The sequence below is a fragment of the Streptomyces cinerochromogenes genome (genome assembly GCF_014648635.1).
In the GTDB taxonomy this organism is placed as follows: Bacteria; Actinomycetota; Actinomycetes; order Streptomycetales; family Streptomycetaceae; genus Streptomyces; species Streptomyces cinerochromogenes.
Genome location: NZ_BMRM01000012.1, coordinates 161397 through 174202, shown reverse-complemented (window position 1 = coordinate 174202; position 12806 = coordinate 161397). Strand labels below are relative to the sequence as shown.

Annotated in this window: 13 protein-coding genes; 10 read left to right on the top strand and 3 right to left on the bottom strand. The window is 69.2% G+C overall.

Annotated features, from left to right (window positions below):
* The first annotated feature begins 30 nt into the window (after nucleotides 1-30).
* The 5 genes from IEZ20_RS23645 (at nucleotide 31) to IEZ20_RS23625 (ending at nucleotide 5922) form a co-directional block, all read left to right on the top strand.
* On the top strand, nucleotides 31-1815 hold the full coding sequence (locus IEZ20_RS23645) for an ABC transporter substrate-binding protein (protein ID WP_189302032.1): 1785 nt from the start codon (nucleotides 31-33) through the stop codon (nucleotides 1813-1815).
* A gap of 83 nt (nucleotides 1816-1898) precedes the next feature.
* A complete protein-coding gene (locus IEZ20_RS23640; RefSeq protein ID WP_189302031.1) occupies nucleotides 1899-2879 on the top strand; it encodes an ABC transporter permease in 981 nt (326 codons plus the stop codon).
* Nucleotides 2880-2889: 10 nt separating this feature from the next.
* A complete protein-coding gene (locus tag IEZ20_RS23635; protein WP_189302030.1) occupies nucleotides 2890-3915 on the top strand; it encodes an ABC transporter ATP-binding protein in 1026 nt (341 codons plus the stop codon).
* A 26-nt stretch (nucleotides 3916-3941) separates the two neighbouring features.
* Nucleotides 3942-5000 carry an ABC transporter ATP-binding protein gene (locus tag IEZ20_RS23630; protein ID WP_189302029.1) on the top strand — a complete coding sequence of 353 codons (1059 nt, stop codon included), beginning with the start codon at nucleotides 3942-3944 and terminating at the stop codon, nucleotides 4998-5000.
* Nucleotides 5001-5181: 181 nt separating this feature from the next.
* Entirely contained in the window at nucleotides 5182-5922 is a 741-nt protein-coding gene (locus IEZ20_RS23625; RefSeq protein ID WP_189302028.1) for a class I SAM-dependent methyltransferase, read from the top strand.
* Nucleotides 5923-5953: 31 nt separating this feature from the next.
* Here the strand turns inward: IEZ20_RS23625 and IEZ20_RS23620 are convergent, their stop codons facing one another.
* Nucleotides 5954-7282 (bottom strand): NsdA family TPR-like regulatory protein, encoded by a 1329-nt coding sequence (locus IEZ20_RS23620; protein WP_189302027.1) that lies wholly within the window; start codon nucleotides 7280-7282, stop codon nucleotides 5954-5956.
* A gap of 164 nt (nucleotides 7283-7446) precedes the next feature.
* Here IEZ20_RS23620 and IEZ20_RS23615 point away from each other — a divergent pair, with 164 nt between their 5' ends.
* The 5 genes from IEZ20_RS23615 (at nucleotide 7447) to IEZ20_RS23600 (ending at nucleotide 10433) form a co-directional block, all read left to right on the top strand.
* Nucleotides 7447-7905 (top strand): ATP-binding protein, encoded by a 459-nt coding sequence (locus IEZ20_RS23615; protein WP_229896230.1) that lies wholly within the window; start codon nucleotides 7447-7449, stop codon nucleotides 7903-7905.
* 98 nt (nucleotides 7906-8003) lie between these two features.
* Nucleotides 8004-8423, top strand: a complete 420-nt coding sequence (locus tag IEZ20_RS23610; RefSeq protein WP_189302026.1) for a hypothetical protein — start codon at nucleotides 8004-8006, stop codon at nucleotides 8421-8423.
* Nucleotides 8420-9049: a hypothetical protein gene (locus tag IEZ20_RS39825; protein WP_229896229.1), complete on the top strand. Its 630-nt coding sequence runs from the start codon at nucleotides 8420-8422 to the stop codon at nucleotides 9047-9049. The genes IEZ20_RS23610 and IEZ20_RS39825 overlap by 4 nt, the downstream gene beginning before the upstream one ends.
* Before the next feature lie 74 nt (nucleotides 9050-9123).
* Complete coding sequence (locus tag IEZ20_RS39820; RefSeq protein WP_229896228.1) at nucleotides 9124-9891, top strand: protein kinase domain-containing protein; 768 nt, start codon at nucleotides 9124-9126, stop codon at nucleotides 9889-9891.
* Nucleotides 9885-10433 (top strand): GNAT family N-acetyltransferase, encoded by a 549-nt coding sequence (locus IEZ20_RS23600; protein WP_189302024.1) that lies wholly within the window; start codon nucleotides 9885-9887, stop codon nucleotides 10431-10433. Before IEZ20_RS39820 ends, IEZ20_RS23600 begins: the two co-directional genes overlap by 7 nt.
* Nucleotides 10434-10611: 178 nt before the next feature.
* Here the strand turns inward: IEZ20_RS23600 and IEZ20_RS23595 are convergent, their stop codons facing one another.
* Nucleotides 10612-11730: an ABC transporter ATP-binding protein gene (locus IEZ20_RS23595; protein ID WP_189302023.1), complete on the bottom strand. Its 1119-nt coding sequence runs from the start codon at nucleotides 11728-11730 to the stop codon at nucleotides 10612-10614.
* A gap of 13 nt (nucleotides 11731-11743) precedes the next feature.
* Nucleotides 11744-12805, bottom strand: a complete 1062-nt coding sequence (locus IEZ20_RS23590; protein ID WP_189302022.1) for an ABC transporter ATP-binding protein — start codon at nucleotides 12803-12805, stop codon at nucleotides 11744-11746.
* Nucleotide 12806: the final 1 nt, after the last annotated feature.

Here is a 12806-nt window from a genome sequence, read left to right as displayed (position 1 = left end):
ACTTCGTTCCTCCAGCAGAACAGGCCAGCCATGTCCTTTTCCCGCAGAAACTTCCTGATCGCCACCTCTGTCGCGGCCGCGGGCACGACGGTGCTGTCCGCGTGCAGCAGCGGTGACGCGGGCGGCAGCGGCGGCACCCCGAGTGCCGGCGCCACGGAGTACACCGGTGCCAAGGTCACCGTCGGCACCGCGGCCGACTCCACCGGCCCGGCCCCGGAGATCCCCGGCGCGAAGACGGGCGGCACGATCTACGGCCTGGCCCCGGACGACTTCTCGCACCTGGACCCGCAGCGCATCTACTTCGCGTACAACTCCACCGTCGCGCTGCTGCTGCACCGCTGCCTGACCGGCTACAAGATCGACGCCTCGGGCAAGCAGAAGCTGGTCGGCGACCTGGCCACCGACACCGGCAAGGCCTCGGACGACAACAAGACCTGGACCTTCACGCTGAAGGAGGGTCTGAAGTGGGAGGACGGCAGCGAGCTGACCGTCGAGGACGTCCGCCACGGCTTCGAGCGCGCCTGGGCGCCGTTCGTGACCGAGGGTGCCGACTACGCCCAGCGTGCGCTGACCGGCAAGGGCGGCAAGTGGCGTGACGCGTACGAGGGCCCGTACAAGGGCAAGCACCTCGACGCGATCACCATCGACAAGGCGAAGCGGACGATCACCTTCAAGCTGGCCGAGTCGAAGCCCGACTTCAACTTCACCCTGGCCATGCACTCCTACGCCGCGGTGCCGGTGAAGCTGGACACCAAGGAGAAGTACGACAAGAAGCCGGTCGCCGCCGGCCCGTACAAGATCAAGGCCCACACCACCGACAAGTCGATGGTGCTGATCCGCAACAAGCACTGGGACCCGAAGACCGACTCGATCCGCAACGCCTACCCGGACGGCTTCGAGTTCACCTTCGGTGTCGAGACGCTGGACGGCGTGGACCGCCTCATCTCCTCCCAGGGCAACGACGCCTACGGCGTCTCCATCTACAAGGGCGTGCCCGCCGAGCGCATCCAGAAGGTCCTCACCGACCCGGACCTGAAGAAGCGCACCTTCAACGGTCTGCTGACCGGCACCTACTTCTACTGGATCAACACCAAGCGCGTCACGGACCTCAAGGTCCGCCAGGCCCTCATCCACGCCTGGCCGCTGCAGCAGATCCGGCAGATCTACGGCGGCCCGTCCGCCGGTGACTTCGCGACCTCGGTCCTCAGCCCCGACATCATCGGCTACCAGAAGACCGATGTGTACAACAAGCTGAAGAAGCCGCAGGGCGACCCGGAGGCCGCGAAGAAGCTGCTGAAGGAGGCCAACGCGCTCGGCCAGAAGATCGTCTACGCCTTCCCGAACGACCCGACCTACAACAAGACCAAGGTCGTCATCGAGAACGCCCTGAAGGCGGCCGGCTTCACCCCGGTCATCAAGCCGCTGGAGTCCACGGCGTACTACGACCAGGTCCAGCAGATCGACAACACCTACGACGTGATGTGGGGCGGCTGGTCCCCGGACTGGCCGACCGCCTACACGATGATCCAGCCGCTGCTCGACGGCGACGCGATCGGCAACGGCAAGAACAACGTCTCGCAGACCAACGTCGACTGGATCAACGAGGCCATCAAGAAGAACGCGGTCATCCCGGACCAGCAGGAGGCCGGCAAGGCCTGGGCCGCGCTCGACAAGCGGATCATGGAGGAGGTCGCCCCGATGATCCCCGAGACGTACCAGCGTCGCTTCTACGTCTACGGCAACAAGGTCGGCGGCGCCCAGTTCGACCCGAACTTCTCCGCGACCCTGCTGTACAAGACCTTCGTCAAGGCCTGACGTACGGCCCCCTAGGCGGGGCGGCCCGGTGCCGCCCCGCCGTCTGACCCCCCTACGGCATCCGTCAGGAAATCCCAACTGCCATGTTCCGCTTCCTCGTCCGCCGGATCCTCGGCGCCGCGGTGATCCTGCTGATCATCAGTGCCCTGGTGTTCGTCCTGTTCTACGCCGCTCCGCGCGACCCCGCCCGCATCGCGTGCGGCAAGGTCTGCACCCCAGAGACGCTGGCCCTGGTGCGGAAGAACCTGGCGATTTCCGACCCGCTCCCCGTGCAGTACTGGGAATGGCTCAAGGGCCTGTTCGTGGGGCGGGACTACAGCTCGTTCGGACACTGCGACGCTCCCTGCCTGGGCTTCTCCTTCCAGAGCCGCGAGCCGGTGCTGGACACCATCCTGGACCGCTTCCCCACCACGGTCTCCCTGTCCCTGGGTGCCGCCGTCATCTTCCTGATCTTCGGTGTCGGCACCGGCATGCTGGCCGCCGTCAAGCAGGGCAAGCCCCTGGACAAGATCGCCAGCTCCGCCTCGCTGGTCGCGTCCTCGATGCAGATCTACGTCGTCGGTGTCTTCGCCACCTACCTCCTGGTCGACCAGATGCACCTGCTCGACCGGGCGAGCTACACACCGTTCACGGACAACCCGGGCAAGTGGTTCTCGGGCCTGCTCGTGCCGTGGCTGGTGCTGTCGCTGATCTTCACCGCCAACTACACGCGTATGACGCGCTCCCAGATGGTCGAGTCGCTCACGCAGGACTACGTGCGCACCGCCCGCGCCAAGGGCCTGTCCCGCCGCACAGTGTTCTTCCGGTTCGCCTGGCGCGGCGCCATGGGCCCGATCATCACCATCTTCGGCCTCGACCTCGGTGTGCTGCTCGGCGGCGCGATCATCACCGAGTCGACCTTCAGCCTCCAGGGCCTCGGCATGCTCTCGGTGAAGGCGGTCCAGAACAACGACCTGCCGGTGCTGCTCGGTGTCGTCCTCGTCGCCGCCGGCGCGATCGTCGTCTTCAACATCATCGTGGACGCCGTGTACGCCCTGATCGACCCGCGCGTGCGCCTCGCTTAAGGAGAGACCCATGAGCACCCCCTTCCTCTCCGTCCGCGACCTCAAGGTGCACTTCTCCACCGAGGACGGCATCGTCAAGGCCGTCGACGGGCTCTCCTTCGACCTGGAGAAGGGCAAGACCCTCGGCATCGTCGGCGAGTCCGGCTCCGGCAAGTCCGTCACCAACATGGCGATCCTGGGCCTGCACGACCCGCGCAACACCGCCCTCGACGGCGAGATCCTGCTCGACGACAAGGAGCTGATCACCGCCACCGAGAAGGAGCTGGAGCAGCTCCGCGGCAACAAGATGTCGATGATCTTCCAGGACGCGCTGGCCTCCCTGTCGCCGTACCACACGATCGGCGCGCAGATCAGCGAGACGTACCGGAAGCACACCGGCTGCAGCAAGCGCGAGGCCCGGGTCCGCGCGATCGAGATGCTGCGCCGCGTCGGCATCCCGCAGCCGGACGTCCGGGTGGACGACTACCCGCACCAGTTCTCCGGCGGTATGCGCCAGCGCGCGATGATCGCCATGGCGCTGGTCTGCGACCCCGAGCTGCTCATCGCCGACGAGCCGACCACGGCCCTCGACGTGACGGTCCAGGCGCAGATCATGGACCTGCTGAAGGACCTCCAGCAGGAGTTCGGCACCGCGATCATCTTCATCACGCACGACCTGGGTGTCATCGCGGACATCGCGGACGACGTGCTGGTGATGTACGGCGGCCGGTGCGTGGAGCGCGGGACGAAGAAGGAAGTCCTGCGGGACCCGCAGCACCCGTACACCCTCGGCCTGCTCGGTTCGATGCCGGCGCTGGACGGGCCGGTCGACGTCCCCCTGTCGCCGATCCCCGGCTCGCCGCCCTCCCTGCTCAACCCGCCGTCCGGCTGCCGCTTCCACCCCCGCTGCGCGTTCGCCGACAAGGTGTCCGGCGGGCGGTGCTCCAGCGAGCGGCCCGCGCTGGAGGTCGTGGACGGGCGGGGTGCGGCCTGCCACCTGACGCCGGAGCAGAAGCGCGAGTTGTTCACCGACTACGCCGCCGCCCGCACCCACTGACGGATTTCAGACGGGACTTCACCACCATGAGCAGCACCACCCCCCTCCTGGACGTCTCCGGGCTCACCAAGCACTTCCCGATCAAGGGCGGCTTCCCCATCAAGCGGACGGTCGGCGCCGTGCAGGCCGTCGACGGCCTGGACTTCCAGGTCGCCGAGGGCGAGAGCCTGGGCCTCGTCGGCGAGTCGGGCTGCGGCAAGTCGACCACCGGCCGGCTCATCACGCGCCTGCTGGAGCCGACCGGCGGCCGGATCACCTACCGCGGGCAGGACATCACGCACGCCGGCCGCAAGCAGCTGGCGCCGATCCGGTCCGAGATCCAGATGATCTTCCAGGACCCGTACGCCTCGCTGAACCCGCGGCAGACGGTCGGCAAGATCATCTCCGGTCCGATGGAGATCAACGGCATCAACCCGCCCGGCGGCCACGAGAAGCGCGTGCGCGAGCTGCTGGAGACGGTCGGCCTGAACCCGGAGCACTACAACCGCTTCCCGCACGAGTTCTCCGGCGGCCAGCGCCAGCGCATCGGTGTCGCCCGGGCCCTCGCCCTGGAACCGAAGCTGATCGTCGCCGACGAGCCGGTCTCGGCGCTCGACGTCTCGATCCAGGCGCAGGTGGTCAACCTGCTCCAGCAGGTCCAGAAGGACCTGGGCATCGCATTCGTCTTCATCGCCCACGACCTGGCGATCGTCCGCCACTTCTCCCAGCGCGTCGCGGTGATGTACCTCGGCAAGATCGTGGAGATCGCCGACCGCGACGACCTCTACAACAACCCGCGCCACCCCTACACGCGGGCCCTGCTGTCCGCCGTGCCCGAGGCGACGGTGGACGAGGAGCCGCGCGAGCGCATCCGGCTGACCGGTGACGTGCCGTCGCCGATCAACCCGCCGTCCGGCTGCCGCTTCCGCACCCGGTGCTGGAAGGCGACCGAGAAGTGCGCGACGGAGGCGCCGCCGCTGGTGGAGGCCGCGGGCAACAAGCCGGGCCACCTCACGGCGTGCCACTACCCCGAGACGACGGACACCGTCCCCGCTCCGCGCCTCTCCAAGGACGGTCTCACCAAGAACCCCGAGGCGGCGGCCTGACACACCCCTTTCCGTCAGCCGCCCCCTTGCGGAGCGGACTTTCACCGGCCCATTGACCCGAGCCCATGAACGTCCGGTCCCGGGGACGAGGGCCCGCGCCTCCCCAAGGCACGGGCCCTCTTCTGTGCCCGGGTGCCGTTTTCCTGACACACCGTTCAGCATCGTGTGTCAGACTGCCGCGGTGGTGGATCACGTCTTTGCCGATCTCTCGCTCGCCGCGCTCTACGACCGCCTCAACCCCTGGGGACCGGGGGACGACTTCTACCTGGGTCTGCTGCGGGAGGCCGGGTCCGTGCTGGACATCGGCTGCGGCACCGGGCAGTTGCTGCGGCGGGCCCGGACCGAGGGGCACCGGGGGCGGCTGATGGGACTCGATCCGGCCGCCGCGATGCTCGTCCAGGCACGGCGGGCTCGCCCCGACATCGAGTGGGTCCTCGGCGACGTACGGGTCCGGCGGTGGCAGCACGACTTCGACCTCGTCGTCATGACCGGGCACGCCTTCCAGGAACTGCTGACGGACGACGACATCCGGACCTGTCTGCACGCCGCCCGCTCGGCCCTCCGCGGCGGCGGCCGCTTCGTCTTCGAGACCCGCAACCCCGCCGCCCGGGCCTGGGAACGCTGGACCCCGGACCGCGTGCACGAGATCACCGCCGCCGACGGCACTCCGGTGCGGGTGTGGCACGAGGTGCAGGGCACGGGCCTGGACCGCGGCCGGGTCCACTTCACGGAGACCTACGCCGGCCCTGTCTGGCCCGCCCCCCAGGTCAACCACAGCGTCCTCCGCTTCCTGGACGCCGACACCCTGGCTTCCTTCCTCACGGAGGCAGGCCTGACCGTGACCGAGCAGTACGGCGACTGGGACCGGGGCCCGCTGACCCCGACGTCCCCGGAGATCATCACGGTGGCCCGGCGGGAGTGACTGCGTCTCGCCGGGTACCGGTTCAGGTCCGCTACGCGGCGGCCTTCTGCCGGGCGACCTCCCGCACGCGCTCGCCGAGTTGCCGCACGGTCCGGCTCTTGCGGGTGGCGACGTGCTTCTTCAAGGTGTCGAAATGCTCGTCTCCGCGGGACGTCGACAGAGCGGTGTAGTCGTCCAGGAACCGCTCCCACGTAGCGCACGCGGCGTCGACATGGCCCAGCTCCCACTGCCGGGAGGCGAGGAGGCCGTTGGAATGGACGCGGCCCTGACGCTCGTGTGCGGGTCGGGCCCGGTTGGACTGGTGCATCGCCTTGATGGAGCCGGGCAGGTCGCCCAGGGCGTAGAGGACGCTGCTGACGTGGAACTGGTAGGCGGCCTGGTCGTAGCCCCCGACGGCATCGTTACGGCCGTCGGCCTTCGACAAGGCCTCCTCGGTCTCCCGTAGCCTGTCGAACGCCTGCTGCCGGTCGCCGACCAGAGCGGCGCCGTGAGCCTGCTGCCCGCGCAGGAACGCGACCAGGCGCGGACCGCCGGCCGGTGCTGCTTCGGCGGCGGAGTCGGCCAGTTCGAGAGCCTTCGAAGCGTGTTTGAGGCTGGCCGCCTGCAAGGCCATTCCCCGGAGCGTCCGGCAGTAGGTGATCTGGTCGTCGCCCTCCTTGGCCAGGTCGAGGGCCTGTACGAAGTAGCGCTGTCCGAGACCGTGAGCCCGCTCGTACATGGCCATCCAGCCGGTCAGGTACACGAAGTCGCTGGCCGCAGCGAGCAGATCGCGCTTCACCCTGCCCGTGGCATCGGCGTCCAGCCACGGCAGGACGGTGTTCGCGAGGAACGCCGCTGCCATGGGACGGGCGTGGCCGCCGCCGAGGTCGTCCAGAATCGTCGCGATGTGGTCCGTCATCCGCTGAACCGTGACGACCTCGCCCGCACCGACTCGCACCGTACGCCCGGCTTTCGCGTCGTCGTCGGCACGGTCGAGCCGGTCGCCCAGGTCGGAGAAGCTCGGGACCATCAGGGCCGCAGAATAGAGCCCAGTAGCAAGTACTCCGCGTCGCGACGGGTCCATGTCGCTCCTCACGAGATCCACCAGGGCGGCAGACGTGTGCGCGTCCTCGCCGGGGAACCCGGCCTCCGCGAACGTTACGACGCGACCGACCCTCCGCGAGAGTGCTTCGAGAACAGCCGCCCGCGCTTCATCCTTCGGAACGCTTCCCTTGAGCCAGTGCGTGACCGTGCTGGCGTCGTAGTGCAGTTCCACCCCGCCCTCGGCCGCCGTGCGGTTCACCGCTCGCGCCAGCTGCCCGTTTCCCCAGTCGGCCTCACGCATCAGCGCGGCGAGGGCCGTGTTCGGTGTGCGTCCCATGTCCAGCTCCCCTGGCGTTCAACGCATTCAACGGCCTTACCAGCATGGACCGTTCTCACTGCGGGCGTACCCCCGTTGGATGGATATCAGCCGCCGGCAACACCGCTCAGCGGTCCGGCGGCAGCCCGACGGGGCCGGGTGCCCCACCCCAAGGAGACGACTACGTGATCACGACTGCCACGAGACCGATGCCGAAGGGCGATCCCGGCTATGCGGAGACGATGCCCTGTGAACCGCAGTCCGCGAAGCGAGCCCGGAGCCTGGTCGCCACCGCGCTCAGCACCTGGGGGATCGGGGATCTGCTGGACGCCGGAACGCTGATCGTGGACGAGCTGGTGACGAACGCGATCGACCACACCCGCTCTCGCACGGTCCGGGTGGTGATCCGGCGCGTGACCCGGGACCGGGTACGGATCGGCGTCGCCGACACCTCCCGCGAAGTCCCCGGTGCCGGGATGCCGGACGAGGACTGCGAGGGCGGTCGCGGCCTGGTCCTGGTCGACGCCCTGAGCGACCGCTGGGGGTACGACCTGCACCCCACGTGGAAGCTCGTCTGGGCCGAGCTCCGCAGCCACGAGCCGACCGCCTGCCCCGAAGACCTGCCCTCGCGTACGCACCCCTAGTCGGCCGCGAGCGGCAGCGGGCCGGGGACCAACGCCGCCCATGCCTCCCCCGCGCCGTCCTCAAGCAGCACTCGCACCTGTTCGAGAGGAGCACCACCATGAACAGCACCCTGCGCCCCGAGCGGATCGAACTCGGGCGGTTCCTCGCTGTCGCCGCCGAGCGGTTGGCTGCCGGGCACACGGTCGTGGAGATGTTCTCCGGCGCCGTCGACGCCGAATGGCACCGCTTCCTGGACGACCCGGGATACACCGCGTTCTGCACCGACCACGCCGGAGGTGTCCTCGGCCACGCCGCCGTGGCCGGCGCCGGTGAGATCTCGTGGGTCGCCGCCTACGAGGAGATGTTCGGCACGCTGCCGGAGATCTGGTTCACCGACGCGGACGGCACGGTCGACACCGGCGCCCTCGGCCGCTACCGGCGGACCGGTGTCGTGGTCGCGGAGTGGGACTGCTCCCCCACCAGCGGAGACGGCGACGATGTCGTACCGCGGGAGCCGGAGAAGGCCACGACGCGGTGACCAGCACGCACACCGACGGAGCGCTCCGGCCCGCCGCTGGGGCGCTCCGCCTGGTCGAGGCTCGTACGACGCATCCGAGAACCGTCGGCATCACTTCGTACGCACAGGCGGTCACGGTCAACTGCCCCTATCTCGCGCCCTCTCTCGAACGGGGACTGACCCGTTGGACCGTCTATGAAGCGGTCGGCGAAGCCGAGGCTGTCGAGGCGGCGGTGTTCCGTGCCGGGGTGCAGACAGCGGAATGCGTCAGGGCGTCGGCCGCCTGCCGCCACGGCTCGCTCGTCTGCGAGAACATCGTCCTTCTGAACGCGGACGACGACACCATGACCTGGCCTCACTGGGCACTGAAGAACCTCTACGGTCCGGTCGGTCTGATGTTCGGGAAGTTCCGCAGGGGCGAGGAGGACACGGACCGGCACGGTCTGCGTATCCCCCCGCCGCCGGTGGCGTTCCTGCCTGTGCGGGTCGCCGTACGGACACGAGACCCGCGCTTCCTCGCGGCGACACCCGGCTTGGCCGACGCCGTGGCGAACGCGGTCGACGACGGCCGGGACGTCTTCGCAGGAATGCCGCAGGACTGGAAGGACGTGAAACTGTGGGCGCAACGCCTCCTGCTGAAGCGGTAGCAACACTCGAAGCGCGTTTCGGCCCGGTGTCGTACGGTCTGCTCAGCGACCGGCGCGGGTCCCGGGTGTGGAGGATGACCGCCGGCGATGACGGGATGGTGCTGAAGGCCAACGTGCCCGAAGCGGAGGAGTCCCGCGACAAAGCCGCTGAGCTGGCGCAGGAGAACGACCATCTGATCCGCCTGTCCCGAGCAGATGCCATCGACTCCGCCTACCGGGTCGGCGCCGGTGCGTGGGAGGGCGGCCGATGGCTCGCCGTACGGTGGGTCGACGGCGTACGCCTGTGGAACGCCCTCTCGCCCACCCGGGAGGCCGGGGGCGGCACCCGGGCGCACCGCACGCTTCTGCTGTCCGTGGCCCGCACCTGGGCTGCCCGCCTGGCCCCCCTACATGCGGCAGGCTGGGCGCATGCCGACGTCCAGCCGACGAACACCCTGGTGACCGACGACGGCACGACCGAGATCATCGACTACGCCCTGTCGTGCGGCCCCGACGACGGCCGACGCCTGCCCTACCGAGGCGCCCTCACGCACACCACCGCTCCTGAGGTCGCCGCCGCCGTCCTCGACACGGAACACGACGTCCACATCCCCGTCCGTCCCCCAGCTGACATCTGGAGCCTGGGGGCCTCCTTGTTCTGGTGCTGGACCGGCCACCGTCCCGGCATGTACGAGGACGGCGATGACCGCCGGGACAAACTCCGCGCCCTGGCCGACCAGCGTCTTCACGCCCTCCGCGATGTCCGGCCCTGGCCCTTTCCGGCCCTGGAGGAGCTGATCAACGCGTGCATGGCACCCGGCTTCGCCGACCGCCCGACCGCCGAGGAGATCGCCGCGTGGTGACTCTGCGCCCCTTCACCCTCGATGACGTTCCCGCACTTCAGCGGATCGTCTCGGGTCGCACCACACGATTCACCCATGGCTACGACATGACCGCCGAGGAGGCGGCGGCCACCGTGCGGAGATTCATCGACCACGACCTGGACGATCCGCGTACCCACTGGAATCGCGGGATCGAACGTGACGGTGACCTGATCGGCCTGGTGAAGGCGCGCCTCCGAGCCGACAGGGCCGCCGCCCTGAGCTATCTCCTCCGCGAAGACACCTGGGGCAACGGCTACGCCACCGATGCCGTACGGCAGTTCATCCCCCTCGTCTTCGCCGACGGGGTGCAGCGCATGGAAGCCAAGCACCACCCCGACAACGCGGCCTCGGGACGAGTCCTGGTGAAAGCGGGCTTCGTGCCGACCGGTGTCACCCCGGCCCAGCAGGTCGGCGGCAGGACTCTCCCGCCCCACCCCCTCTACGAACTCCGCGCCTCGGTGCTTTCGCCTCGGAGGGCACCGGTTCACGCACGGGGAACCCCGGTGGCCCGGCGGGAGTGAGGCTCACACCGCCGGTGTCGCCGCTCCCGCGGCGATGCGGAGGACGCCGGGAGAGCAGCTTGCGTCGCCGTCGGTTCCTGCGGGGCGAGGCTGGTGGCGGGTCACGGGTGAGGCCACCCCGTTGTGGCGTGCGCCGGGCCGGATCACCTTGCCGTGTCCCGGCCCGGCCGGAGCCGGTCTAGTTCCGGTCCTCCTCCAGCGCCGCCAACGCCGGGTCCAGCACGATGTCCTCCTCCCGGGCCTCCGTCGTCGGGTCCTCCGGGAAGTGGCAGGCCGTCAGGTGGCCGTTCCGGTTGCCGGAGAGCTGGATCAGCGGGGGTTCCTCGGCCGCGCACTTGTCCTGTGCTTTCCAGCAGCGGGTGCGGAAGCGGCAGCCGGAGGGCGGGGAGATGGGGGACGGTACGTCGCCGGCGAGACGGATGCGCTCGCGCTGGGGGGAGTCCTCCTCCGTGAGGGTCACCTCGGGGACGGCGGACAGCAGGGCGTGGGTGTAGGGGTGGCGCGGGCGGGCGTAGATGGAGTCGCGGTCACCCACCTCGATGATCTTGCCGAGGTACATCACCGCGACACGCTGGGAGAAGTGGCGGACGATCGCCAGGTCGTGGGCGATGAAGACGAACGCGATGCCCAGGTCCTTCTGGACCTGCTGGAGCAGGTTGACGACCTGGGCCTGAATCGAGACGTCCAGGGCGGAGACCGGCTCGTCGGCGACGATCAGCTTCGGTTCCAGGGCCAGCGCCCTCGCCACGCCGATGCGCTGGCGCTGGCCGCCGGAGAACTCGTGCGGGAAACGGTTGTAGTGCTCCGGGTTCAGGCCGACCGTCTCCAGGAGTTCGCGCACGCGCTTCTCCCGGCCGCCCTCCGGGCTGATGCCGTTGATCTCCATCGGGCCCGAGATGATCTTGCCGACCGTCTGCCGCGGGTTCAGCGACGAGTACGGGTCCTGGAAGATCATCTGGATCTCGGAGCGGATGGGGGCGAGTTGCCTGCGGCCGGCGTGGCTGATGTCCTGGCCGCGGTAGGTGATCGTGCCGCTGGTGGGCTCCAGCAGGCGGGTGATGAGCCGGCCGGTGGTCGACTTGCCGCAGCCCGACTCGCCGACCAGGCCGAAGCTCTCCCCCGCGTGCACGGTCAGGTCGAGGCCGTCGACGGCCTGGACCGCGCCGACCGTACGGCGGATGGGGAAGCCTCCCTTGACCGGGAAGTGCTTGACCAGCCCCGAGACCTCGAGCAGCGGCTCCGGTGCCGTGTCCGCACGGGTCTCGCGGGTGGCGGGGAGGACCAGGTCCTCTTTCATGACGGTTGTCCTCCTAGCCCAGTCGGGGCCTGATCTCTTCGATGAAGATGGTTCGCTTCTGCTCCGCGCCCAGATGGCACGCCGAGGAACGGTCCGGTGCCAGGAGAGGACGTTCGGTGACGCAGCGGTCGCCGTCGACGCGGTCCCGGAAGGTGCACCGGGGGTGGAACCGGCAGCCGGGCGGCGGGGTCAGCAGGGAGGGCGGGGAGCCGGGGATCGGGGAGAGCGGGGTGCCGAGGTCGGAGTCCAGCCGGGGCATGGAGTTGAGCAGGCCCCAGGTGTAGGGGTGCTGCGGTGAGCGCAGGACCTCGTCCACCGTGCCGCGTTCCACCGCCCGGCCCGCGTACATCACCATGATGTCGTCGGCCATGTCGGCGATGACCCCGAGGTCGTGCGTGATGAAGACGATCGCCGTGCCGAACTCCCGCTGGAGGTCCTTGAGCAGGTCCAGGATCTGGGCCTGCACGGTCACGTCCAGGGCCGTGGTCGGCTCGTCGGCGATCAGCAGGTCGGGGTCGCAGACCAGCGCCATGGCGATCATCGCGCGCTGGCGCATACCGCCGGAGAACTGGTGCGGGTAGTCACGGGCGCGTTCCTTGGGATGGGGGATGCCGACCTTGGCGAGCATCTCCACGGCCCGTTCCCAGGCGGCCTTCTTCGAGGCGCCGGTGTGCTTCATGTACGGCTCGGCGATCTGCCGGCCGATCGTGTAGAAGGGCGACAGCGCGGTGAGCGGATCCTGGAAGATCATCGCCACCCGGTTGCCGCGGAGCTTCTCCATCTCCTTCTCGGTGGCGGTGATGAGTTCCTTGCCGTCGAGGACGATCTCCCCGTCGATCGTGGTGAACAGCGGGTCGTGCAGCCCGAGGATCGTCAGGTTGGTGACCGACTTGCCCGAGCCGGACTCGCCGACGATGCCGAGGGTCTTCCCGCGGTGCAGGTCGAAGGAGAGCCCGTCGACGGCCTTGACCGGGCCGTCCTCGGTGGAGAACGTCACCTGGAGATCGCGCACCGAGAGGAATCCCTCCGGCCCGGCCGGGGCCGGTGCCCCCTCGGCCTTGGTCACTGTGGTCACT

Coding starts and splice junctions, on each gene's coding strand:
- IEZ20_RS23645 (WP_189302032.1), top strand. CDS start 31: ATGTCCTTTTCCCGCAGAAACTTCCTGATCGCCACCTCTGTCGCGGCC.
- IEZ20_RS23640 (WP_189302031.1), top strand. CDS start 1,899: ATGTTCCGCTTCCTCGTCCGCCGGATCCTCGGCGCCGCGGTGATCCTG.
- IEZ20_RS23635 (WP_189302030.1), top strand. CDS start 2,890: ATGAGCACCCCCTTCCTCTCCGTCCGCGACCTCAAGGTGCACTTCTCC.
- IEZ20_RS23630 (WP_189302029.1), top strand. CDS start 3,942: ATGAGCAGCACCACCCCCCTCCTGGACGTCTCCGGGCTCACCAAGCAC.
- IEZ20_RS23620 (WP_189302027.1), bottom strand. CDS start 7,282: ATGGGACGCACACCGAACACGGCCCTCGCCGCGCTGATGCGTGAGGCC.
- IEZ20_RS23610 (WP_189302026.1), top strand. CDS start 8,004: ATGAACAGCACCCTGCGCCCCGAGCGGATCGAACTCGGGCGGTTCCTC.
- IEZ20_RS39820 (WP_229896228.1), top strand. CDS start 9,124: ATGACCGCCGGCGATGACGGGATGGTGCTGAAGGCCAACGTGCCCGAA.
- IEZ20_RS23595 (WP_189302023.1), bottom strand. CDS start 11,730: ATGAAAGAGGACCTGGTCCTCCCCGCCACCCGCGAGACCCGTGCGGAC.